Here is a 22,074-nt window from a genome sequence, read left to right as displayed (position 1 = left end):
TCCTCGCCTTTGACGTCCTGCCAGGCGAAGGTGGCGTCCTGCGTGTTGATGGTGTTGAGATCATTCAGAAAGACGTCATCTGCCAGGCCCAGGGTAGAGGCCATCAGGCCCTGCACATTGACCTGGGCCGTGGATCCGAACAGCACCCCATTGGGATTGATCAGGAAGACATTGCCATTGGCCTTGAGCTTGCCCAGGATCTCGCTGGGCCGGGCGCTGCCCAGCACCCGGTTCAGGGCGCTGGAGCCGGGGCCTGCTTTCATATCGAAGTTCATGGTCGCATCACGACCGATGTCGAAGGACTTCCAGTGGTAGATGGCACGCTTGCTGGTCTGCGTGACCGTGCCCAGGGCCTTGGCTGCATCAACGGCATAGCTGCCGGTGCCTTTGACCGCATCCGTCCCGGACTGCATCTCCGGCAAGCGCACATCCTTCTGCGCCGCCCAGGCGGGTGCCACCGCGCAGGCCACGGCCCAGGCCAGGGGGTGCCAGCGCACGCGAAGCTTGCGCTGACGACCGGGCTGTCGAGCGGTCGAAGGAAGGGGCAGATGGGCAGTCATGTCAAATCTCTCGCAAGGGCGGCAGGGCCGGGTGTGTCTTCAGCCATCTCAAAACTCGACGCCGACACGCACATGGGCGCGGGGGTCATGGCGACGTGTGGCATCGGTGGATCGCAAGGGCCAGGCCACATCCATCTGGGCCGACACGTTGCGGCGGGCACGCACCTTCAGGCCCAGGCCCGTTCCTGCCAGGGTGGTGTGCTCCTGAGCGTTGCCGGCCTCATGGGTCTGCACGCGCCCGGCCTCGACAAAGGCCAGAGCCTGCAACTCGGTGAGGGCCGATGCCCCCTCTCCCGCCAGGCCACTCACCCAGTTGGGACTGCGCACCTCCAGGCCGGCATGCACCCCCAAATCCCCCACGGCCTCGGACTCGTAGTAGCCGCGCACGCTGTCGATTCCACCGATCGAGAACTGCTCGGCCCCCACCAGGGGCTGCGCGCTGAACTGCGCACCCAGACGTCCTCGCACCTGCCATCGATCCCATCGGCCCCGCCACAGCGGCCGGCTGTGCGTGGCGTCCAGCGTCAGCACGGCAAAACTGCCGTCCCCGCCTTCGCGCTTGCAGGCGAACTGGTCGACCACCCCGGTGTCAGCGCAATCCAGCGAGCGGCGAACCACACCACGCAAGCTGAACACACCGCCCACGGCCAGGGAGGTGGCCGTGTCATCGGTCTGCCATGAGGCGCTGTAGTCCAGCTTCATGGGCACATAGCGCAGGGGGCTGGACAAGGCGCTGTCATCGGCCACGATGCGCTCCTTGAGATCCTTGAAGTCCGCACCGAACGACAGGTTGTGCTGAAAGCCGCTGTGACCCGGCAAGGCCCACAGGCGACGCACACCCAGCGTCACCCCTTTGCCCACCACATTGGCGGCCCCCAAGGGCTCGACCAGGCTGTCCGACAGCACAAGGAAGCCCAGCCAGGCGTCACCGCCACGCAGCGGCACGGTGTAGGACAAGGCCAGCACCTTGCTCTCATCGATATCCTGAGGGGTGGTGATGGCCGTCACCGACAAGGCGTGGTCCGACTGCCAGAGGTTCTCGTAGCGGGCGGTGGCCTGCAAACGCATGGGCTGGGTGAACTGCACCTGCCGGTTGTTGAGTTCCAGACTGAACTGCAGGGGCAACTGATCGCTCACCTGCAGCTCGGCCTCCACGGTGCCGGCTTCGTAGCCCGGCTTGATGACGGGCTGCACACGCCGCACCTCGTTGCGATTGAGCTCGGCCAACTGCGTCTGCAAGGTGTTGAAGTTGGGCACCTGGCCGGGGCTCAGCTCGGCCGCTGTCTCACGGATGTAGGCCGGGTCGTGGTAGCGAGATCCACTCACCTTGAGGCGCGCCACCTTGCCCTCGGTCACGCGCAGACGAGAGATGCCATCCAGCGGGATCTGATCATCGCCCTCGACATAGACCGAGAGATAGCCCTGATCCTGGTAGACCTTCTCCAGGGCGGCTCGAGCGCCCTCCAGATCGGCCAGGGTCTTGTCCGGCCCCAGGAAGGGCGTCACCGCGCGCTCCACCGCAGTCGTCGGCAAGACAGTGTTGCCCTCGATCTCGAACTCGTCAATGGCAAACCGCCGGGCCGCCCCGATGACGGGATCGGCACACGATGGACGGATCACAGCCACAAGGCACAGCCCCAGCAGGAGGGCGCACAGACGTCTGGCGCTGACAAGGAAGGATGGACGGTGGGTCATGCCCGCCACTGTGACAAGCAGGCATGAAGTGGCCATGAAGAAACATGAGCCGTTCAGCTCATGCCACCATGACAATTCAACCCCACCCCTTGGATGGGGGCCCCACAAAGCACAAAGCCCACCGGGGAACGGGTGGGCTTTGAATGCACAGGGCTGCTGTGCAGGGCTTGGCTGAAGGCCTTGATTTACATGCGACGACGACGCGCCACCAGGCTCAAGCCGATCAGGCCCAGGCCCATCATGGCGTAAGTGCTGGGCTCGGGCACAGCCGTGGGGGTCGAGAAGGACACGGCGTATTGGGTGGCACTGTTTTGCACCACCGACATGGTGCCCAGCAGGGTCTCGATGGCGTTGCCGCCCGCAGATGTGTCACTGCGCACAAAGTGATAGACATTGGCGGTGGTGCCCACCAGGTTGTCGTTGCCAATGGCGAACTTGCCGTTCAAGGTGGTCTGATCCACCTTGTAGTAGTGGCCATTGTTGTTCTCGGCCTGCGTGAAGAAGGTGCTGGCGTTCTCTGCCATCACATTGCCCACTTTCAGGTTCACACCGGTATCGATGTAGTTGTTGGCAATGCTGTTCATGCCATCGACGAGGTTGCCGTTGGTGATCACGGTCACATCACCACCCGCGCGGATGGTGGTCGCCATGGAGCGTGTGTTGGTGGCTGTCACACCAGAGTTGTCACCCCCGATGAAGGAAAACTTGATGTCGTTTTGCCCGCTCACGGCCGCAAGGAAGCTGGCGAATGCAGCATCGTTGGCAGTGTCCAGCGTGCGGCTGATGGTGTAGGGCGTGCCCGATTCCGGCAGTTTGGCAAAGGCCTGAGACACGAAATTGGCATAGAGCAGGCCCATATCGAGTTGATACGTGGCCTCACCCGCCTGGCTGAAGATGCTCAGCAGCATTTCGCCGCCGGTGGACGAGGCCACGGGCGTGCCGACACCCGCAAATGCGGTACCAGAGGAAGCGACGGCCAGGGCGGCCACGAGGGTCTTGAGTTTCATGAAGTCTCTCCAGTCATTGATGAATAGGCGACCCATGGCGGGTCACCTGGATGGTTTTTTTGAGTGTGATCGGACTCTGTGACGCCCCGTTGAACGCCAAGAGCGATCAGGGCATCCGATCGGACTACGGCTTGAAAAAAGCCCGCAGGGCGTTGAGCTCACTGCGGGCAGGCGTCACTCAGGGTGCCCACAAGAGCACCCTGTGGCAGACGATCAGCGGAAGATCACGAGAGGATCGTTGGGCGTCGGGCGGCTGACGCGCGAGCAGAACTTCTCTTCAGCCGATGCAGCCACGTAGCCACCGAAGGGCGCAGCCGCACAGGAAGCCGCGGTCGGCAAGGCCATCACGCCATTCTGGGCAGCAGCGGACAACTGATTGAAGTTCGCAGGCTTCTTGGCAGCGTCGATGAAGCCGTTCAGGAAAGCACGCTTGTTGTTGGGGAAAGCGCCATTGGCTGCCGAGTTCGAGATCTGCATGGTGGACTCGAACACGTAGTCGTAGAAGCCCTTCTTGGCGTTGTCGCGCGAAGGCTCGACGCCGTCGATCTTGGCAAACTTCCAGTCGGCCGTCTCTGCATTCTCCAGCGACACGTGACCGATGGCGAACGACAGCTTGCCAGCCTTGTTGGCCTCAGCCAGGCAGGAGCGCACGTTGGAGGTGGACGAGCCCTCATACACGTGGATCACGCTGTTGTTGTTGACGTCCGAGATCAGATTGGCAGGCGAGAACTCGGAGTTGTTGGCGTTGTCAGCCGGGATCAGCGACGACTGGTTGAAAGCGTACTCAGCCCAGAAGCGGTTGGCGCTGGTCTGGGTGCCCGAGCCATTGACACGGCGGCAGATGTTGACTTGCTGCTCGTTCACGGCAGGGCTGTTGGGCAGCAGCGCCTTCCAGCTGATGGAAGGATCGAAGGCATTGGACAACATGGTGGCGATCACGGCACGGGGCACCGAAGGACGCACCGACGATGCCAGCCCCTGGTCGGCCTGCAGGGCATCGTACAGGGGCTTGCTCACAGCCAGACCGAACACGGTCTGGATGACACCATCGACGCGTTGGAAGTTGGCATTGGACACGGCGGGATACAGGATGTCATTGCTGAAATCCACCGGCGACTTGGGGCGGTTGAGCGAAGGGTTGAAGCCGACGGGAGCCACATCAGACACACCGCCTTCAGGCGCGCGGGTGTAACCATTGCTCTTGCAGACATCGGCCACGCAGTTGGCGGCGGTCAGGTTCAGGAAGGGCAACTGCTGGTTGTAGGCCACCGGGAACACGCCATTGCCCGAACCACCTTGGTCAGACTTCTGGAAGACAACTTGCTTGTTGTCAAAAGCGGCACCAAAGTCGTTGCCGGCGATCAGTTCGCAGGTGTAGGCATTGACCGACTGGCCATTGGCGGTGTCACCCGCGAAGGCGGCATCGGTGAAATCGCTCTTGTAGTCGTTGCGGGTACCGGCCTTGCAGTTCTGAGAGAACAGACCGCCCACCACAGCAGACAGAGCCGACGCGCCACTGAAGTGCACTTCCAGCAGTGTGCCAGCCGAACGAGCGGAGGCAATTTGAGCCAGGGTCAGGGCCTGAGCCTGACCAGCCAGGGTGGCCACAGCGGCCAGGGCGACGATGCGCAGTTTCATGATGAATCCTTGAGACAAAGTGATCGACAGGGAGGGAGAAGACAGACATGGAGCTCCTCGCGGAGCTCCAAAAAGACATCAGGCAACGCGGCGGCGGCGTGCAATCAGGCCCACCACACCCAGGCCGGCGATGGCCAGGGCGTAGGAGCTGGGCTCGGGCACCACGGCCACAGGCGTCGTCAGGGGTGTCGAGAAAGACACGACGTATTGCGTGTTGCTGTTCTTGACCACATTGAAGGCACCCAGCTTGGTCTCGATGGCATTGCCACCAGCAGACGTGCTGCTGCGCACGAAGTGGTACACATCGGCAGCCGTACCCACCAGGTTGTCATTGCCGATGTTGAACTTGCCATTCAGCGTGGTCTGGTCCACCTTGTAGTAGTGGCCATTGTTGTTCTCGGCCTGGGTGAACCAGCTGCTGCCATTGACCGCCATGACGTTGCCCACCTTGGTGTTCACGCCAGAGTCGATGTAGTTGTTGGCGATGCTGTTCATGCCATCCACCAGATTGCCGTTGGTGATCACGGTCACATCGCCACCTGCGCGGATGGTCGTGGCCATGGAACGGGCAGCGGCCGTCACACCGGAGTTGTCACCACCGATGAAGGAGTACTTGACGTCGCTTTGAGCACCGATGTGATTGATGAAGCTGCTGAACGCGGCATCGGTGGATGCATCGATGGTCAGGCTGATGGTGTAGGGCGAGGTCGAATCTGGCAGCTTGGCAAAAGCCTGGGACACGAAATCTGCATACAGCAGACCGATGTCCAGCTGGTACGTGGCCTGACCAGCCTGGCTGAAGATGCTCAGCAGCATTTCGCCGCCGGTGGACGAAGCCACGGGGGTGCCCACACCGGCGAATGCCGAGCCGGAAGAAGCGATGGCCAGGGCGGCCGCAAGGGTCTTGAGTTTCATGAAGGTCTCTCCAGAATCCAGATGGGTGAAAGGACAAGTTCGTTGAAAGAGGAAAGCAAATCGGTTGAGCACACACGGGGTCTGCTTCGCTGCAAGCCCCTACGTCTCGATGCCCTCCCTGGAGGCTCTTGCGCGGCGGTCAGCGGTGGCGGTGTGTCGTGTGCTCATCAAAGAGCAATCGATGTGCAGCGAGGCTGCTGCACTCATTCGAAGTATTCGGTGCGCCGATGACACCCGATCACTCGGCGCAAGACCCCGACATAGTCCGATCGACTCAGCGCCGCACGAGGCATGAGCCGATCAGCTCAGCGGCGCATCCTGCCCGGCACCCAGAAGGTTCATATTCATGGCCTTGGCCACAGCCTGGGCACGGTTGGCCGCTCCCAGCTTGCGCAGGATCTTCTGCACATGGTTCTTGACCGTGAGGGCGCTGATGCCCAGCTTGTCGCTGATCTGCTGGTTGCTCATGCCATCGCGCACCCACATGAGGATCTCGCGCTCTCGCGCAGTGACCAGTGGCCTGTGGCTGGCGCTCGGTGAACCCGATGCATAGCTCCCCTGGCCCTGCATGGGTGGGGTCCCCAGGTCCACCTCGGTGGTATGCACCCGCTGATAGGTCATGTGCAGACAGGGCAGCAACATGTCGACCGCCTTCATGACGTCTTCGTCATACGACTGATCGGGCGCCCCGAAAATGAAGAAGCTCACGATTTCATCGGGTCTGGACGGGCGGGTCAGCCCATGCATCATGAGCTGGCGATACCCGTCGGCCATCAAGGCTGCGACGGCCTCATCCTCGGGCAACTGACGCAGATCGATCACACAAGGTTGATAGCGCTGCTGACGCCATTGAGCCATGGCCGATGCGATCGGCAGATCTCTCACCCCTTGCAAACCCCGCAGGGCCGCTGCAGGCATGGGCAAGCTGTTGAAGATGTCGAGCGCCACATCACGCGAGCGCCGGTCATAGGCGCCGCACACCATGAGCTTGTGCGGAATCCAGCGTTGCAAGTCCCCCTGGCTCCACAGGAAGAACTGATACCGTCGGTGCACTTGCGGCGCAGACTCGACGAGCCTGAGCATGCTCTCGGACAAGCTGGAGCTCTCGGTGGATGAATTGCTCATGTGGCATCGTGGTGATAAGCCGCAGAGCGTAGAGAGGCAAGATGACGGTTTGTTGAATGCAGGCCTGAGTTTCCGCGATCCGATACATGCTGTCAGAATGCAGGTGTGCAACGCCCACCTACTCATCTGCTCTACCTGCACGGCTTCCGTTCATCACCGCTTTCAGCGAAGGCACAGCGGCTGGCTGCGCTCGTGCCAGCATGGCGTGATGCTGGAATCGACATCACCTGGGCCTGCCCGCAACTGCCTCCATCCCCCAGGCAGGCCATGCAGGAAATCGAATGGCTGATCGCCGATTGGCCACGCGACAGCATGGCCGTCATCGGGTCCTCGCTGGGCGGCTTTTATGCCACGGTGCTGGCGGAGCGCCATGGCTGTGTGGCCGCAGTGATCAACCCGGCGGTGGCACCCGCGCGTGATCTGGCTCGGTACATCGGCGAACAAACCAGCTTTCACCATCCCGATGATCGGTTCTTCTTTCGCACAGAGTTCATTGACGAGTTCACCGCGCTGGATCCTTATCCCATCACGCGGCCCGAGCGCTACTGGGCCCTGATCGCCGAAGGGGATGAGGTGCTGGATTGGCGAGAGATGGTCTCGCACTATGAGGGCGCGCGCATCAAGCTGCTCGATGGCGGCGATCACGCCATCAGCGACTTCGATCAGCACCTGCCGGATCTGTTGAGCTACCTGGGCCTGCCCACACCCACCTCAGCGTGAGGACAGCTCAAAGCGCCACTCTTCGTAGCTCTGCGCTCCCGGAGGCCCGGACAAAGGCACGCCCTTGCCCTGGCTGTAGACGCCACGGATGCGCTCTCCCTCCAGCAGGTAAGCCCACGCCTCACCCGTGATCGGATCGGGCCAGAGTTGGCGCAGGTGTCGTTTGCTCGCGCCGGAGCGACGATCATCCAGCAACTCCTCCAGCCGCAGGGGCAGACTGGGCTGTCCCTCCGGGGTCGACAGGCGATAGGACGTCAAGGCACGAAGAATCTGCTCGCCCCGAAAGACCAGTTCAGCTTCACGCTGCCGACGGGCTTCGATGGCCCAGCTCTGTCCCAGTGCAGCCAGCATCACACCGCTGATGGCGATCCACCAAAGCAGCATCAGATAGGTGAATCCGCGCGCGCTTGACGAGCCTTGCCGCATGGTCACCACTCGCTGTAAGGTGTGCCGTCCTGGGCCTTCCCACCCGCGCCGCTGCGCACGTCCGCCATTCCTCCCGACATCGCGTCGTCCTCTCGGGGCGGCAACATCTGCCAGCTGTCACGCTGACCCGTGATGGGATCCTCCGGGATCTGGCGGATGTAGCCCAATTGCACCAACTCGTCCAGCGATGCGGGGTACGAGCCCCGGTCACCTACATGCTTGTCGATGGCATCGCGCATCACATTGAGCGAGGTGCGCAAGGTGGCTTCCCGGGCGTTGTCCACCGAGCGGAAGTAGCGCGGTGCCACGATGCTCGCCAGCAAGGCGACGATGGCCAGGACCACGATCAATTCGATCAGCGTGAACCCCCGGTGACGGCGGCAAAGTAGCTGGATCATGGCCTCACCATTGTCGGTACGGTACACCATCGAGCCCTGTGCCCGGTGCCGTGGAATAGACGTCGAACACATCCTTGCCAGGCGCTGGTGCATCGGGTGGACTCTCGTAGCTGCGCAATCCCCAGGTCTGCTCGGCAGGAACTTGTGGCGGTGCCAGGGGGTCTCTGGGCAGGCGGCGCATGAAATAGATGCGCGCACCGTCAGTGCGCGTGATGTCACGCACCCCATCGACCAGGATGCGCAGATCGGGTGGATAACCCGTGGCGCCCACGGTCCGCTCGATGCGCCCCTGGTCCCAGGCGGCCTTGTAGCTGTCCAGGGCACGCCGGAGCACCCGCAGGTTGTCGCGCAGCTCGGCCTCCTGGCTGCGTCGCTTGTGCAAGGCCGCCAGAGGCACCGCCGCGCTCGCCAGGATCGAGACGATCAGCACCACCACGATCATCTCGATGAGCGTGAATCCTCGACGCCGATCACCCGCCTGCAAACACCCTGTTGAACTCATGGCTGTGCATCGCTCCCCGGCTCCGCTGCGGCACCCAGACGCACCGTCAAAGTCGCGTCGCTCGCATCAAGGGAGAACTCGGCGGCCCGCGGAGGTGCATCCTTCTTGACCCGGAATGTGAGCACCTGTCGGTCCGTCTGAGCCTGATGGATGAGCACCCGGCCGGTGGCACTGGCATCCGCGCTGGACTCGAACATCACCGTGTCATAGATCAGCGACGAGGCCTGTTTCAAGGGGTTGTGCACCGTGATCTGGAATGATGCGCCGGGCTGTATCAGCTCCGGCCCGGTGAGGCGCATTCCGGCCTGTGGGGCACCTTCGTCACGTCGATCCGAACGGGGCTCGCGCTCAGCCCTTGCCACCGAGCCGCGCGCCACCGCTGTCGACACTTGTCCCTGGCTCATCGTGAAGGGCGCCGCCCCGGGCTGCGCCTCCGTGCCCGATGGCATGGCCGCACTGGGCAGTTGCGCCTGGCTCAGATTGCGCACGATGCGCGGCGTCACCAGCAACACCACTTCCGTCTTGTTGCGGGTGTCGGTGGTCTTGCCGAACAGGCGCCCCAGGACCGGCAGATCGTGGATCCAGGGCAGGCCCGCCGCGTTCTTGCTGTCTTCGTCGCTGATCAGACCTGCCAGCACCTGGGTTTCGCCGTCACGCAAGCGCAGCGAGGTGGTGGCCTGGCGGGTCCCCACCTGGTAGGCCAGCGACCCTTGAGGGCCTGCCACCTTGCCGGTGATGCTGCTGACCTCCAGCGCCACCTTGATGATGACCTCGTTGTCCAGTTGCACCTGGGGCTCCAGTTCCAGCTTCAGGCCCACATCGAGGTAAGCCACCGAGGCCGACACCCCCACATTGGCGGTCGACGTCGTGGTGAACACGGGCAGCTTCTCACCCAGGAGCACCTTGGCCTTTTCTCGGTTGCGCGCACGGATCTTGGGATTGGCCAGCAGATTGGTGGAGTCGGTGCTGCCCTTGAGTGTGGCCACGGCCAGGGGGTTGGACGTGCTCCAGCGCAAACCACTGGTGCTGCTCAGCACCGCCGGGCCGCCCGGCAATCCGTAGTTGACCGTGTCTGGCCAGGACAGCCCCAGCTCATTGAGCCGCTTGGAGGACACCTCCATCACCTCCAGCTCCAGCATGACTTCCGGATCGGGCAGATCGATGCCCGCGATCAATCGCTCGACCAAGCGCATGACCTCCGGCGTGTCACGCACCACCAGCAGATTGAGCCGTTCATCCACAAACATGTCCCGGGTCTTGGCCACGGTGCGCACCAGGTTTTGCGCCTGTTTCGGATCGGCATTGACCAGGTAGAAACTGCGGGTCACCGTGTCCAGCAGATCGCGTTGCTTTTGCTGGGTGTTGGGGAACACCAGCACCGTGTTGTCATTGAGCAGGCGGGAGCCCAACTGCTGGGTGTTGAGGATCACGCGCAAGGCCTCGTCCACGGTGGTGTTGCGCAGGAAGAGCGTGACCTTGGCCTCACCCCGCACGTCCTTGTCGAACACAAAATTGACATTGGCCGCACGGGCCAGCGCCTCGAACACCTGGCGCAAGGCCGCCTCTCGGAACTCCAGGGTCACAGGCTTTTGTGCCGTGGCCAGACGCACGACGCTCTGGCGTCGCGTTTGCTCCCCGCGCTGCTCGTCCAGACGACCGAGCAAGGCCCGTGCTTCGGGGTGATTCACTTCGTCGGCCAACACCGCCCGCAGCGCCGCCTCGGCGCGGGCCGCATCCTGTGCCTGCAGGGCGGCACGCGCTTCACTCAGTTGGCGCTCGATCCGCTCCTTTCTGACCAGATCCTCCTTCAAGGCGATCACCCTCGGATGCCCCGGTGCAACGGCCTCCAGGCGCGCCAGGATCGCCTGATAGTCGGCAGCCGATCCGGATGCGCGTGTGGCTTCTGCCTGATAGAGCAGGTAGGTCAGCGTGCTGTCGCGCTGTTTGACATAGGCCCCCTTGAGCGTGGCGTCATCTGGCCGATCGCGGTGCGCAGCCTGCAAGGTGAACACAGCCGCCTCGTATTGCCCGGCGTCGCGCTGCTTCTCTGCCTCGCGCAAGGCCGGGTTGGCGCAGGCACTCAACAGGAGCGGCAAGGCCACCCAACTCAGCACACGCCACATCTTTCGTCGCTCCATGACTGGTTCGCCCCTGGACATACTGTTCATGTTCACTTCCACATCACGGTCTGACTTTGCTGCAGCGGCAGGTAGGTCAGCCGCATCTCACGTGCATTGACCGCATCCACCCGCCACTGACTGTCGATCACATCCCCCGACTGCACCACCCAGGTCCGCGCCGAACCCGCCACCACCGCACGCGGTACATCGTCGTCATAGCGACCGATCCAGGTGTGCGGAAAGGGTGGCGCCATGGGTGGCGGAGGCGGGGGCGGCGGGGGCGGTGCCACCTGGGGCGGCTGTTGAGAGCTCCAGCCCGACGTGCGTCTGGACGGGTTCCCGCCCAGGTCATGCCCACCGTCTGACAGGCGCTGCTGCCAGCCTTGCACCGACCACACGAAAGCACGCTGCCGCGCCTCCTCCTGTTGACGCAGGGTTGCATCGGCAGAACCGGAAGCCCCCCCGCGACGCCGGGGCTCCACCTGGCTGGTTCGCGCCTCGGGTCGGGCGCCCGCACGGGTGACCGGTTCGATCTCATCGGCATCCTGGATGGACAGGAACACACTGGCCCCCACCATCACCATCAGGCCGATCCACAAGGAAGTTCTCATGGCCTCTTCCACCACAACGACAGCGTCACGCGGGCGCGCACCTGATCACTCATCACCTGGTCCCGGCTGACATCCAGGGCATCCAGGCTGACGCTGGGATGCTGCAACACCTCGGCCAGCCAGGACCGCAAGGCCGGATAGCTCGCTTCCACCGGCAGGACCAGGCGCTGCCGCCCCACGGGCGCCAGGCCCTTGAGTGGCTCCGACGAGAACTGCACCGCGCCCAGGGTCACCCCCTGACGCTGGGCGGCCGCCAGCACGCCGGTCATCAATGCATTGCCGTCGGCCTCCTCAGGGAGGGCGCCCCACAGGGTCTGCCAGGCCAGATCGCTTTGCGTGGACAGGGAGGCCGATGCCGTGCCCGGTGTCGAGCCCGCCTTCAACTGTTCGCGCACGTGTTCGACCTGCTCCTGCTGCTCCACCAGGGACTGGCGTGCGGCCGGCACCACCCCCACCCACAGGCCCAATGCCCCCGCCATCAACAGCAGGCCCAACAGGCCTGGGGCCCCCAGACGAGCCAGACCACGGCGCCAGGCGCTGGCATCGAAGCGGGAGATTTGAGACGATCGGATCATGCTCATGGCGAGCCCCCACCATCAGCCATCTGCGCATCCACCTTCAGCGTGTAGGAACCCGCCTCAGCAGAAAAGGGCTGCGCCAGACGGTCGCGGCTCAGCAGACGCCCGCCAGGCAAGCGTGCAGCCCAGGCCAGCGCCGACGGATCATCCCTGACCGCAGCCTGCAAACGCCAGATCGGCGCACCATCGGTGGACTGCCACTGTTTGTCCAGATCCACGCTCATGGACATCAACACCACCTGATGCGTGGAGGCCTCCGCTTCGATGCGATTCAAGGTGGCCGCCCAGGGGTAGGCCAACAGACGCGCCATGCCCAGGCCATCCACCAGACCCGCGCCGCGCAAAGGCGGCGGGCTGGACACCGGCCTCGCACCAGACTCTGCCCGCGCCGAGGACTGGCCTTGCTCGATCGCCCGGTTCAGCCTCAGTTGCCGGTCCGCCTGACTCAGGCGCCTGAACTGCTGGCGCGCGTCCACCAGGTCCTGCTCGAGGTGGTCCATCACATCGACGACCATCATCATGGCCACCACCCCCGCCGCCAGGATCAACCAGGACCAGACCGACGTGCGCACGCGGGGACCGACGAAATCCAGCTCGTCGGCCCAGGAAGGACGGACGCTCAACCACGCCAACCGGTGAAGCCAACTCATCATGCGTCGCCTCTCCAGGCCGCGTCGCGCCCACTGATCAGCCTGTGTGTGGCCTCGTCATCCCAAAGGCAGGATGCTGAAGCCGCGCCATGACGCAACAATGACACCGTCGTCACGCCGTCACCGGATGGCGAGGCTGGAGCGATCGAGGGCTCTACCCACAAGCGCGAGACCTGATCCGCCTCGGCGATCCACCGGGTGGACCAGCCAGGCTCCTGCGCGCAGAGCTGACGAGGCGCACTGCCTGCCCCATGACGGGCGCCATGCGACCACCAGCGCTGGGCACCCGCGGCCCACCAGGGCCCCATCCAGACCACACCGACGCCGTGCGCGTGGGCCAGGGCTTGCAGATCCTGCACCAGCGCACGCGGCATGGCACAGACCAGCCACGACTGCCCCGCACGTGTGGTTCGCACCAGGCCCTGCGCCGCCAGCTGTTCGGCGCCCACATTGACATAGTGGTCCCATTGGCGCGCCATCAGTGACTGCGCCTCGTGGGCCGTGGCGGCCTCGCTCATGGGCACCACACCACTCATGACCCACTGGCAAGACAAGGCGATGCGACAGCGGCGCCCCGCCTGTGCCACACACCAGTCACGCCAGGCCATCAAGGCATCGTCATGCGAAGCGACAGGCCAGCCCGACTCATGTGGCCCGCTCATGGGCTGCCCCGGCAGAAGCAGGACACTGGCAGGCCGCTGCAGGGTGCGCAGGCCTCGGGCCAGGGTGTTCAGACGGATGGGTGTCATCTCGCTCACTCCGCCAGCGTGACGCGGTTGAGTTCATCCAGCGTGGACTCCCCACGCTGGACGCAGGCCAGCGCCGCTTCACGCAGCAAGCGCGTGCCACTGGCGCGTGCATGGGCCTTGATCTTGATGAGCGAAGCACGCGAGACGATCAGGTCCCGCAAGGTGTCGTCCATCAGCAGCACCTCGGAGATGGCCTTGCGGCCGGCGTAACCCGTGCCTCGGCAGCGTGGACATCCCACCGCCTGAAAGAAGCGCCCATGCGTGTCCAGCGGCAGCATCGCGGCCTTGAGATCGCTGGCCTGAGGCGACCAGGGTGTGGCGCAATGCACGCACAGACGCCGCATCAGCCGCTGGGCCACCACCCCATTGAGCGCCGACACCATGTTGTAGAGGTCCACCCCCATGTGCATGAAGCGGCCCACCACATCGAACACATTGTTGGCGTGGATGGTCGACAGCACCAGGTGCCCGGTCAAGGCCGCCTGAGACGCGATCTGTGCCGTCTCGGCATCGCGGATCTCGCCCACCATGACCCGGTCCGGGTCGTGACGCAGGATGCTGCGCAGGCCCCGGGCAAAGGTCAGCCCCTTCTTCTCGTTGACGGGGATCTGCACGATCCCGCGCAACTGGTACTCGACGGGGTCTTCGATGGTGATGATCTTGTCGCGGCCCTCATTGATCTCCTGCAGCACGGCATACAGCGTCGTGGTCTTGCCACTGCCGGTCGGCCCCGTCACCAGCAGCATGCCGTAGGGCTTGGCCGCCAGGCGACGCACCAGTGCGGCATCATCGGCCTCGAAGCCCAGTCCTTCCAGCGACAGTGGTGCCTCGTCTGTGGCCAGGTGTGAGCGGTCGAGGATGCGCAAGACGGCGTCCTCGCCAAAACTCGAAGGCATGATGGACACACGGAAGTCCACATCACGGACAGACTGCTCGCCCGCATCGGCCCCCAGGCGCACCCGCAGCTTGAAGCGACCATCCTGCGGCAGGCGGCGCTCGCCAATGTCCAGCTCGGCCATCACCTTGATGCGCGACACCAGTTGTTCCGCCGTCTCGCGGACATGGACCTCGCCCACATCGACCATCACCCCATCCAGGCGATGACGGATGCTCATGCCGCTCGGTGTGGACTCCAGATGCAGATCGCTCGCGTGTGCCTTCAAGGCATCGAACAAGGTGGCGTCCAGCAGCTTGACCAGCGGGCTCGATTGACGACTGATGGCCTCCAGCGACAGCTCGCGGGCCGCCGCGTGGCCGGACGCCCCCAGTTCATCGAGCAAGGCGTCCGCGGACTGCACCGTACCCCGCGCCTCGAAGTCCGATTCGCCCTGCGCCAGCACCTGCGAGAGTTGCTCTGCCGTGACCTGCTGCCAATGCAGGGCCGGCCCCACGCGCCGCGCCACGGCCTCACGCAGCAGGACATCGTCGGCCTGCGTGGTCCAGGCGCACAGCCGGCCTTGAGCATCGCGGCCCACGACCAGGCGCAGCCGCATGGCCTGCACCAGGGGCCACAGGCTCCAGTCCGCTTGCAGGGAGTCCATCGCCGCGCTCATTGGATCTGCTCCGCCACCTGAAAGATCGGCAGGTACATGAGCACGACGATGCCGCCAATAAGCACCCCCATGATCAGCATCAGCACCGGGCTGAGCACCCGGCCGACCCACTCGGTGAACTGGGCCAGCTCTTCATCGTAGAAAGAGGCCGCTCGCTCGAGCATGGGACCCAGCTCGCCCGTGTGCTCACCCACGCGGATCATGCGCAGGGACACGGGTGTGGAGAGCTCGTGACGCTCGAAGCTGTCCGACAGGCGGGTGCCCTGACTCACGGCCAGCGTGGCCTGATCCAGAGCCTGCTGCAAGGAGCGCCCGACCAGCTCACGCGATGAGGTCAGCGCTGCGATCACCGGCACCCCAGCCTGCAACAGCAGCCCCAGGGTGCGATACAGCGTGGCCAGCTCCAGCAAGCGCAAGCGCTCACCCACCACGGGCAGACGCCAGATGCGATCGGCCAGCGCGGCGCGAACGGCGGGCTGACGCCCCATCAGCGCCAGCGCCACCACCCCGGCGATCAGGCCACCCAACACCTGCCAGGGGTGCGCCCCCACCGCCGCACCGGCGCGCAGCAGCAAACCGGACAACCAGGGCAGATCCCCGCCCATGCCCTCGTAGATCTCGGCAAAACGCGGCACCACAAAGATGGTCAGAAACGCCATGACCAGCACACTGGCCGACACCAGGATGGCGGGATAGATGGCGGCGGAGATCAGCTTGTGACGCATGCCCTCAACCCAGGCCAGGTAGGCCGCCTGCTGGCGCAACGCCTGCGCCGTCTGCCCCGTGCGGGCACTGGCCTCCACGGACGCCACCAGCAAGGTCGAAAAGGCCTCAGGGCGCCCACGCATGGCCTGCGCCAGGGACTGCCCGTGGGTGAGGGATTCGATCAGATCGGAGAGCACATGTGCCACATCCGCAGCAGACTCTTTTTCTCTCAAGGTCTGGATCGACTCCAGCAACGGGATGCCAGCATCCAGCAGCACGGCCAACTCCTGACAAAACAAGCGCTGCGGAAAGCGAGTCTGTCGGCGCCGTGTCGATGGGATGGAGGCGGGCTGCACGGTCGCCCCCCCTGCCACGGAGGACACGACCCGGATACTCAACACATCCGCAGGGCCGACCGGCCGCTGCAAGAGCGCGGCCAGTGCCGTCACCGCTTCACGAGCACTGGTCGCCTGCACCTCGTGCTCGGCGATGCGGCCCAGGGCCAGGTGACGGACGCTGTAACGTTCGGTCGACATGATTCAGAAGGACGGCAACACCACGTCCATCACCACGAGGTGATGTCCTGGTCTTCACCTTCGCCGCCCTCGCGGCCATCCTTGCCCAGCGAGAACAGGTCGAAATCCCCGTGCTCACCTGGGGCTCGGTACTGATACTCGCGCGACCAGGGGTCCTTGGGCACAGCCTTGCGCAGGTAGGGCCCCCACCAGCGAGTTTCATCGGCGGGCTTGAGCCACAAGGCCTCCAGCCCCTGTTCAGTCGTGGGGTAGTGGCCCGTGTCCAGACGGTACTGGTCCAGGGCCTTGGTCAGCGCATCGATCTGCGCGGTGGCGGTCTTGACTTCGGATTTGCCGATCTGGGCGAAGAAGCGGGGGCCGACATAGCCCGCCAGCAGGCCGATGATGACGAGCACCACCAGCAACTCCAGCAATGTGAACCCTCGCTGGAGCGCAGCAGCTTGTCGTCCACAAGAAGAGCAGAGAACGGGCTGAGTCTCCTGCGAGCATCGACGCATGGGACTCGTGAACTTGGAAGAGATCAATGTGGGAAACTTGCAAACGCAGTCATCAAGTGAGCGTTTGATGCTATTCAGCGATCATGATGTTTCCGTGTAGAGATTGCTACAAACTCATGACAAGGCACCCTCTTGCCATCGATGCAGATCCCCTGCGGTGGCGTACTGCTCAGAGTCCAGCCCCGTCTTGCCAACAAACACCTCGACCCAGTCCGCCAAAATGGGACAATCGCACCTTGATCGATTGAAGCAGACCCATCTGAATGTTCGCCCTCTTTGATGACACTGGCAAATTCCTGGCCGGTCGCGTGATGTCCGAAGCCGACAGCTCGATGCAGATCGAGCTGGACTCCGGCAAGCGCGTGAAGGTCAAATCCGCCAATGTGCTGATCAAGTTCGCCAAGCCCGCTCCGGCCGAGCTGATGGCCCAGGCCCCTGCGCTGGCCGCCGAGATCGACCTGGACCTGATCTGGGAAGTGGCGCCCGAAGACGAGTTCGGCTTCGACGAGCTGGCCTGCGAATACTTCAGCGACCCCGCCAGCCCCGTGCAGCAGGCGGCCATGCTGATGCGTCTGTACGACACGCCCCATTACTTCCACCGCCGAGGCAAGGGGCGCTTCCGCAAGGCCCCCGAAGACATCCTCAAGCAGGCCCTGCTGGCCATCGAGCGCAAGAAGCAGCAGGCCCTGCAGATCGAACAGTGGGCCCAGGCGCTGGTCGCCGGTCAATGCCCGCAGGCCATCCGCGATCAGCTCTACAAGATCCTCTTCAAGCCCGACAAAAACGGGCCCGAATACAAGGCGGTGGTCCATGCCGCCAAGGAAGCCCAGCGCGCGCCGCTGGACCTGCTCAAGGACGCCGGCGCCATCGACAGCCCCTACCAGTTCCACTGGAAGCGCTTTCTGTTCGAGCACTTCCCCAAGGGCCCGGGCTTTGCCCCGCTGGACGCTCCACCCATCAAGGACGAGCTGCCCCTGGCCAGCGTGCGCGCCTTCTCGATCGACGACTCGCACACCACCGAAATCGACGATGCCCTGTCGGTCCAGGGCCTGGGCACCGGCACCGTGGTCTACGGCATCCACATCGCGGCACCGGGCCTGGCCATCGCACCGGGAACACCGGTCGATCAGGTGGCGCGCAACCGCATGTCCACCGTGTACATGCCTGGCCACAAGATCACCATGCTGCCCGACGAGGTGGTGCAGACCTACACGCTGATGGAAGGGCGCGACTGCCCCGCCGTGTCGCTGTACGTCCACTTTGACGAAACCACCCTGGCGATCCAGGGCAGCGAGACGCGGCTGGAGCGCGTGCCCATCGCCGCCAACCTGCGCCACGACCAGCTTGACGCCGTGGTGACCGAGGCCGCCCTGACGGGCGAGGCACCGGCCGACTTTGCCTTTGCACCCGAGCTGAGCTTTGCCTTCCGCCTCGCCCGCCACCTCAAGGCAGGGCGCGAGGTGGTGCGCGGCAAACCCGAGAACTTCAACCGCCCGGACTACACCTTCAAGCTGGCCGGCCCGCAAGGCACCCACTCCATGGCCGATGGCGTCGAGCCCACCGGCTCGGAAGACGTCATCTTGGGCACACGCCAGCGCGGCGCCCCGCTGGACCTGATCGTGGCCGAGGCCATGATCCTGGCCAACAGCACCTGGGGTGGCTGGCTGGCCGAGCTGGGCGTGCCCGGCATCTACCGCAGCCAGGCCAGCCTGCAGCCGGGCATCAAGGTGCGCATGAGCACCAAGGCCCTGCCGCATGCGGGCATGGGCGTGGCGCAATACACCTGGGCCACCTCACCGCTGCGCCGCTATGTGGACCTGGTCAATCAGTGGCAGATCATTGCCTGCGCCAAGAATGGCCGCACCGCCGCCCTGGCCGCGCCCTTCAAGCCCAAGGATGCCGACCTGTTCGCTGTCATCTCCAACTTCGACACGGCCTACAGCGCCTACAACGCCTTCCAGTCGAGCATGGAGCGCTACTGGACGCTGCGCTACCTGCGCCAGCAGGCCATCACCGAGCTGGAGTGCGCGGTGATGGTCAATGGTCTGGTGCGTGCCGACAGCCTGCCCCTGGTCTTCAAGGCCCTGGGCTGCGAGACGCTGCCGCGCCACACCAAGGTGCTGGTGCGCATCACCGGCATCGATGAGCTCACCCTGGACGTGCACGCCAGCCTGGTCTCGCGCATCGAGACCCCGGAGGCCGCCGACGAGGGTGAACCAGAAGGCGAAGGCGACGACGAGGTGCTGGACAATGCAGGACCGCTGACCCTGGCCATCGACGTCAACGAAGGCGGTGCCGAGCCCGAATCGACCGCCCCCGCCGCCTGAGGCGGGGCCTCATTGCCCACCGACCACCATGTTGCAGAGACTCCGCACGGCCGTGAGCCAGATGACCTTGCTGCACAAGACGCTGCTGGTGTCGGTGGCCGTGCACGCGGGCCTGCTCACGGTGCGCTTCGTGGACCCGGAAGGCTTCAACCGCTTCTTCCAGGACACGCCACTGGAGGTGATTCTGGTCAATGCCGCCAGCCAGGAGCGCCCGGACAAGGCGCAAGCGCTGGCCCAGGCCAATCTGGCCGGCGGTGGCGATGTGGACAAGGGACGCGCCACCTCCCCCCTGCCGCCCTCGCCGCACAGCGAGCTGGGCGATTCGCTGGAAGAAACCCGGCGCATGATCGAAGAGATGCAGGCAGAACAGCAGCAGTTGCTGTCCATGGTCCAGAACGAGCTGGCGGCCCTGCCCCCGCCCCAGCCGCGTCGCATGGCGGAGCGCACCGAATCGCGCGCCGACCGGGAGCGCCGCAAGCAACTGACCGAACTGCTGGCCGAAATCGAAAAGCGCATCCGCGAAGAAAACGCCAAGCCCAAGAAGCGCTACCTGAGCCCCGCCACCCTGAAGTCGGCCGATGCGCTGTACTACAGCCACTTCCGCGCCCAGGTCGAGCGCTCGGGCACCGAGAACTTCCCCACCGCCCAGGGTCGCAAGCTCTACGGCGATCTGGTGATGGAGGTCTGGCTCAACCGCCAGGGCGAGGTGGTGGACACCATCATCACGCGCAGCTCGGGCAACAAGCAACTCGACAAGCGCGCCGCCAGCATCGTGCGCAAGGCCGGCCCCTTCGGGGTGGTGCCCGATGAGGTTCGGGCAGGCCATGACCTGCTGCTGATCTCGTCACGCTTCAAGTTCACACGGGATGCCGGCATGGAGGCCTCGACCCATGCCATGCCGCCAACGCCCTGATCCCTTTTTGATCTTCGTGCCCATGAGCCCCTGCCTCGACCGCTACGCCGTTGCCGGCAACCCCGTGGCCCACAGCCGCTCGCCCGCCATCCACGCCCTGTTTGCCGCCCAGACCGCACAGCCCGTGGACTATGGACGCCTGCTGTGCCCGCTGGACGCCTTTGCGGCGACCGTGCGCGCCTTTGCCGCCGAAGGCGCCAAGGGTTGCAATGTCACGGTGCCATTCAAGTTCGAAGCCTTCGAGCTGGCCACACGGCGCAGCCAGCGCGCCGAGCTGGCCCAGGCCGCCAACACCCTGCGCTTCGACCCCGAGGCTCAGGGCGGCTGGCTGGCCGACAACACCGACGGGGTGGGCCTGGTGCGAGACATCACGGTCAACGCGGGCGTGCCCCTGCAGGGCCGCCGCGTGCTGTTGCTGGGTGCCGGTGGTGCCAGCGCAGGCGTGCTGGGCCCGCTGATCGAACAAGGCCCCCGTGAGATCGTGGTGGCCAACCGCACCGTGGACAAGGCCCAGGCCCTGGTCGACCGCCACGCCGCCTGGGCGTCCCAGCATGGCGTGGTGCTGCGCGCCTCGTCGCTGACCTCACCCGGCGAGGGCTTTGACGTGTTCATCAATGGCACGGCCGCCAGCCTGTCCGGCTCAGGCGTGCCCGTGGGCCCGGAGGTGCTGAGCCCGGGCGGCCTGGCCCTGGACATGATGTATGGCCAGGCCGCACAGCCCTTCATGGACTGGGCGCGCGCGCATGGCGCCACGCCACGGGACGGCCTGGGCATGCTGGTCGAGCAGGCTGCGGAAGCCTTTGCCCTGTGGCGGGGCGTGCGGCCCGACACCGCCCCCGTGCTGGCCCGCCTGCGCGCCGAGATCGATGCGCCAGCCAGCGGAGCGTCGGCATGATGCGCCAGGTCTGGCGGCTCACTCTGCTGCTGGCACTGTCCGGCCTGAGCCTGCAGTTGTACTTTGCCGCGCGCATCGCGCTGATGAACGTGATCGATCCGCAGTCGACCACCTTTCAGCGCAGCGAGATGAGCCGGCTGCTGCGAGAACAAGGGCAGATCCTGTGGGCCCAGGAATGGCGCAGCTACGATGCCCTGGGCAAGCACATCAAGCGCGCGGTCATCGCCTCCGAGGACGCCGGCTTTGTCGACCACAGCGGCGTGGAATGGGACGCCCTGGAAAAGGCCTGGGAGCGCAACAACCGCGCCCAGGAGCGCGTCGAGGCCCAGAAAAAGCGGGCCCTGGAGCGCCACGAGCGCGCCGTGGCCCGCGCCCTCAAGCGCGGCCGCCCCGTGCCCGAGCCCCCCACCGCGCTCAACTCCGTGCCCAAGGTGGTGGGCGGCTCGACCATCACGCAGCAGTTGGCCAAGAACCTCTTTCTGAGTGGCGAGCGCAACTTCCTGCGCAAAGGGCAGGAGTTCGTGCTGACCTTCATGCTCGAAGGCCTGCTGAGCAAGGAGCGCATCCTCACCCTCTACCTCAACAACGTGGAATGGGGGGAAGGCGTGTTCGGTGCCGAGGCGGCGGCCCACCACTACTTCCACATCGGGGCCGCTCAGCTCGCCCCGATCCAGGCCGCCCGACTGGCGGTGATGCTGCCTGCGCCCAAGCGCTTTGAGCAGCAGCCTCGCTCAGGCTATGTCATGGGCCGAGCCGGCACCATCGCCGCGCGCATGCGCGATGCCGAATTACCCTGACCTGCCAGCGGCCGGGTGAGTCAAGCACGGGCCTGCTTGGCGGCCTCGTCGGCATACCTGGCCATCAGGGCCTCGCGCTTGCCCGGCGCAAAGCGGATGCGCGACATGTCCCCCTGGTAGTGACGGATCACCCGCTTGTCCATCACGGCAAACCACA

Annotated in this window: 22 protein-coding genes; 5 read left to right on the top strand and 17 right to left on the bottom strand. The window is 64.9% G+C overall.

Going from position 1 to position 22,074, the window contains the following annotated elements:
- The 6 genes from VFW84_RS12805 to epsA all read right to left on the bottom strand — a co-directional run.
- Nucleotides 1-560, bottom strand: a 560-nt coding sequence (locus VFW84_RS12805) for a filamentous hemagglutinin N-terminal domain-containing protein (RefSeq protein WP_329680850.1), incomplete at its 3' end; no start/stop codon positions are given.
- A 48-nt stretch (nucleotides 561-608) separates the two neighbouring features.
- Complete coding sequence (locus VFW84_RS12800; RefSeq protein ID WP_329680849.1) at nucleotides 609-2,255, bottom strand: ShlB/FhaC/HecB family hemolysin secretion/activation protein; 1,647 nt, start codon at nucleotides 2,253-2,255, stop codon at nucleotides 609-611.
- Between the two features lie 185 nt (nucleotides 2,256-2,440).
- On the bottom strand, nucleotides 2,441-3,262 hold the full coding sequence (locus tag VFW84_RS12795) for a PEP-CTERM sorting domain-containing protein (protein ID WP_329680848.1): 822 nt from the start codon (nucleotides 3,260-3,262) through the stop codon (nucleotides 2,441-2,443).
- Between the two features lie 213 nt (nucleotides 3,263-3,475).
- Nucleotides 3,476-4,900 (bottom strand): hypothetical protein, encoded by a 1,425-nt coding sequence (locus tag VFW84_RS12790; protein ID WP_329680847.1) that lies wholly within the window; start codon nucleotides 4,898-4,900, stop codon nucleotides 3,476-3,478.
- 78 nt (nucleotides 4,901-4,978) lie between these two features.
- Nucleotides 4,979-5,815: a PEP-CTERM sorting domain-containing protein gene (locus VFW84_RS12785; RefSeq protein WP_329680846.1), complete on the bottom strand. Its 837-nt coding sequence runs from the start codon at nucleotides 5,813-5,815 to the stop codon at nucleotides 4,979-4,981.
- 300 nt (nucleotides 5,816-6,115) lie between these two features.
- On the bottom strand, nucleotides 6,116-6,940 hold the full coding sequence (gene epsA / locus VFW84_RS12780) for an XrtB/PEP-CTERM-associated transcriptional regulator EpsA (protein ID WP_329680845.1): 825 nt from the start codon (nucleotides 6,938-6,940) through the stop codon (nucleotides 6,116-6,118).
- 105 nt (nucleotides 6,941-7,045) lie between these two features.
- Here epsA and VFW84_RS12775 point away from each other — a divergent pair, with 105 nt between their 5' ends.
- Nucleotides 7,046-7,660, top strand: coding sequence for a YqiA/YcfP family alpha/beta fold hydrolase (locus tag VFW84_RS12775; protein ID WP_329680844.1), 615 nt, complete (start codon nucleotides 7,046-7,048; stop codon nucleotides 7,658-7,660).
- On the opposite strand, the gene VFW84_RS12770 is transcribed toward VFW84_RS12775, so the two are convergent.
- From VFW84_RS12770 to gspG, 11 genes are read right to left on the bottom strand one after another with little or no spacing between them, the layout of a single operon-like run.
- A complete protein-coding gene (locus VFW84_RS12770; protein ID WP_329680843.1) occupies nucleotides 7,652-8,044 on the bottom strand; it encodes a type II secretion system protein in 393 nt (130 codons plus the stop codon). The two genes, VFW84_RS12775 and VFW84_RS12770, sit on opposite strands and share 9 nt — an antisense overlap.
- A gap of 44 nt (nucleotides 8,045-8,088) precedes the next feature.
- Nucleotides 8,089-8,484 (bottom strand): type II secretion system protein, encoded by a 396-nt coding sequence (locus VFW84_RS12765; RefSeq protein ID WP_329680842.1) that lies wholly within the window; start codon nucleotides 8,482-8,484, stop codon nucleotides 8,089-8,091.
- 4 nt (nucleotides 8,485-8,488) lie between these two features.
- Nucleotides 8,489-8,986, bottom strand: coding sequence for a type II secretion system protein (locus tag VFW84_RS12760; protein WP_329680841.1), 498 nt, complete (start codon nucleotides 8,984-8,986; stop codon nucleotides 8,489-8,491).
- A complete protein-coding gene (locus VFW84_RS12755; RefSeq protein WP_329680840.1) occupies nucleotides 8,983-11,109 on the bottom strand; it encodes a secretin N-terminal domain-containing protein in 2,127 nt (708 codons plus the stop codon). Before VFW84_RS12755 ends, VFW84_RS12760 begins: the two co-directional genes overlap by 4 nt.
- A gap of 47 nt (nucleotides 11,110-11,156) precedes the next feature.
- A complete protein-coding gene (locus VFW84_RS12750; protein ID WP_329680839.1) occupies nucleotides 11,157-11,717 on the bottom strand; it encodes a hypothetical protein in 561 nt (186 codons plus the stop codon).
- Nucleotides 11,714-12,298, bottom strand: a complete 585-nt coding sequence (locus VFW84_RS12745; RefSeq protein ID WP_329680838.1) for a GspMb/PilO family protein — start codon at nucleotides 12,296-12,298, stop codon at nucleotides 11,714-11,716. The genes VFW84_RS12750 and VFW84_RS12745 overlap by 4 nt, the downstream gene beginning before the upstream one ends.
- Nucleotides 12,295-12,948 (bottom strand): hypothetical protein, encoded by a 654-nt coding sequence (locus VFW84_RS12740; protein WP_329680837.1) that lies wholly within the window; start codon nucleotides 12,946-12,948, stop codon nucleotides 12,295-12,297. The genes VFW84_RS12745 and VFW84_RS12740 overlap by 4 nt, the downstream gene beginning before the upstream one ends.
- The gene (locus tag VFW84_RS12735) at nucleotides 12,945-13,694 is read right to left on the bottom strand and encodes a hypothetical protein (RefSeq protein WP_329680836.1); all 750 of its coding nucleotides are present in this window, start codon (nucleotides 13,692-13,694) and stop codon (nucleotides 12,945-12,947) included. The genes VFW84_RS12740 and VFW84_RS12735 overlap by 4 nt, the downstream gene beginning before the upstream one ends.
- 5 nt (nucleotides 13,695-13,699) lie before the next feature.
- A complete protein-coding gene (locus VFW84_RS12730) occupies nucleotides 13,700-15,235 on the bottom strand; it encodes a GspE/PulE family protein (RefSeq protein WP_329680835.1) in 1,536 nt (511 codons plus the stop codon).
- A gap of 8 nt (nucleotides 15,236-15,243) precedes the next feature.
- On the bottom strand, nucleotides 15,244-16,488 hold the full coding sequence (locus VFW84_RS12725) for a type II secretion system F family protein (RefSeq protein WP_329680834.1): 1,245 nt from the start codon (nucleotides 16,486-16,488) through the stop codon (nucleotides 15,244-15,246).
- A 29-nt stretch (nucleotides 16,489-16,517) separates the two neighbouring features.
- A complete protein-coding gene (gene gspG / locus VFW84_RS12720) occupies nucleotides 16,518-16,985 on the bottom strand; it encodes a type II secretion system major pseudopilin GspG (protein ID WP_329680833.1) in 468 nt (155 codons plus the stop codon).
- 263 nt (nucleotides 16,986-17,248) lie between these two features.
- On the opposite strand from gspG, the gene VFW84_RS12715 reads away from it, so the two are divergent.
- Genes VFW84_RS12715 through VFW84_RS12700 form a run of 4 tightly spaced genes read left to right on the top strand, consistent with a single transcriptional unit; the run spans nucleotide 17,249 to nucleotide 21,917 of the window.
- Entirely contained in the window at nucleotides 17,249-19,312 is a 2,064-nt protein-coding gene (locus VFW84_RS12715) for a ribonuclease catalytic domain-containing protein (protein WP_329680832.1), read from the top strand.
- 28 nt (nucleotides 19,313-19,340) lie between these two features.
- Nucleotides 19,341-20,225, top strand: a complete 885-nt coding sequence (locus tag VFW84_RS12710; protein ID WP_329680831.1) for an energy transducer TonB — start codon at nucleotides 19,341-19,343, stop codon at nucleotides 20,223-20,225.
- A gap of 22 nt (nucleotides 20,226-20,247) precedes the next feature.
- Nucleotides 20,248-21,120 carry a shikimate dehydrogenase gene (gene aroE / locus VFW84_RS12705; protein WP_329680830.1) on the top strand — a complete coding sequence of 291 codons (873 nt, stop codon included), beginning with the start codon at nucleotides 20,248-20,250 and terminating at the stop codon, nucleotides 21,118-21,120.
- A complete protein-coding gene (locus tag VFW84_RS12700) occupies nucleotides 21,120-21,917 on the top strand; it encodes a transglycosylase domain-containing protein (protein ID WP_329680851.1) in 798 nt (265 codons plus the stop codon). The genes aroE and VFW84_RS12700 overlap by 1 nt, the downstream gene beginning before the upstream one ends.
- Nucleotides 21,918-22,074 lie beyond the last annotated feature (157 nt).

Source organism: Aquabacterium sp. (genome assembly GCF_036279655.1).
Classification (GTDB): Bacteria; Pseudomonadota; Gammaproteobacteria; order Burkholderiales; family Burkholderiaceae_C; genus Aquabacterium.
This window is presented reverse-complemented; position numbering and strand designations above follow the sequence as displayed.

Excerpts from the sequence above, each read along its gene's own strand:
- VFW84_RS12800 (WP_329680849.1), bottom strand. The coding sequence starts at position 2,255 with ATGACCCACCGTCCATCCTTCCTTGTCAGCGCCAGACGTCTGTGCGCC.
- VFW84_RS12795 (WP_329680848.1), bottom strand. The coding sequence starts at position 3,262 with ATGAAACTCAAGACCCTCGTGGCCGCCCTGGCCGTCGCTTCCTCTGGT.
- VFW84_RS12790 (WP_329680847.1), bottom strand. The coding sequence starts at position 4,900 with ATGAAACTGCGCATCGTCGCCCTGGCCGCTGTGGCCACCCTGGCTGGT.
- VFW84_RS12785 (WP_329680846.1), bottom strand. The coding sequence starts at position 5,815 with ATGAAACTCAAGACCCTTGCGGCCGCCCTGGCCATCGCTTCTTCCGGC.
- epsA (WP_329680845.1), bottom strand. The coding sequence starts at position 6,940 with ATGAGCAATTCATCCACCGAGAGCTCCAGCTTGTCCGAGAGCATGCTC.
- VFW84_RS12770 (WP_329680843.1), bottom strand. The coding sequence starts at position 8,044 with ATGCTGCTTTGGTGGATCGCCATCAGCGGTGTGATGCTGGCTGCACTG.
- VFW84_RS12765 (WP_329680842.1), bottom strand. The coding sequence starts at position 8,484 with ATGATCCAGCTACTTTGCCGCCGTCACCGGGGGTTCACGCTGATCGAA.
- VFW84_RS12760 (WP_329680841.1), bottom strand. The coding sequence starts at position 8,986 with ATGAGTTCAACAGGGTGTTTGCAGGCGGGTGATCGGCGTCGAGGATTC.
- VFW84_RS12755 (WP_329680840.1), bottom strand. The coding sequence starts at position 11,109 with ATGTGGCGTGTGCTGAGTTGGGTGGCCTTGCCGCTCCTGTTGAGTGCC.
- VFW84_RS12750 (WP_329680839.1), bottom strand. The coding sequence starts at position 11,717 with ATGAGAACTTCCTTGTGGATCGGCCTGATGGTGATGGTGGGGGCCAGT.
- VFW84_RS12745 (WP_329680838.1), bottom strand. The coding sequence starts at position 12,298 with ATGAGCATGATCCGATCGTCTCAAATCTCCCGCTTCGATGCCAGCGCC.
- VFW84_RS12740 (WP_329680837.1), bottom strand. The coding sequence starts at position 12,948 with ATGATGAGTTGGCTTCACCGGTTGGCGTGGTTGAGCGTCCGTCCTTCC.
- VFW84_RS12735 (WP_329680836.1), bottom strand. The coding sequence starts at position 13,694 with ATGACACCCATCCGTCTGAACACCCTGGCCCGAGGCCTGCGCACCCTG.
- VFW84_RS12730 (WP_329680835.1), bottom strand. The coding sequence starts at position 15,235 with ATGGACTCCCTGCAAGCGGACTGGAGCCTGTGGCCCCTGGTGCAGGCC.
- VFW84_RS12725 (WP_329680834.1), bottom strand. The coding sequence starts at position 16,488 with ATGTCGACCGAACGTTACAGCGTCCGTCACCTGGCCCTGGGCCGCATC.
- gspG (WP_329680833.1), bottom strand. The coding sequence starts at position 16,985 with ATGCGTCGATGCTCGCAGGAGACTCAGCCCGTTCTCTGCTCTTCTTGT.
- VFW84_RS12715 (WP_329680832.1), top strand. The coding sequence starts at position 17,249 with ATGTTCGCCCTCTTTGATGACACTGGCAAATTCCTGGCCGGTCGCGTG.
- VFW84_RS12710 (WP_329680831.1), top strand. The coding sequence starts at position 19,341 with ATGTTGCAGAGACTCCGCACGGCCGTGAGCCAGATGACCTTGCTGCAC.
- aroE (WP_329680830.1), top strand. The coding sequence starts at position 20,248 with ATGAGCCCCTGCCTCGACCGCTACGCCGTTGCCGGCAACCCCGTGGCC.
- VFW84_RS12700 (WP_329680851.1), top strand. The coding sequence starts at position 21,120 with ATGCGCCAGGTCTGGCGGCTCACTCTGCTGCTGGCACTGTCCGGCCTG.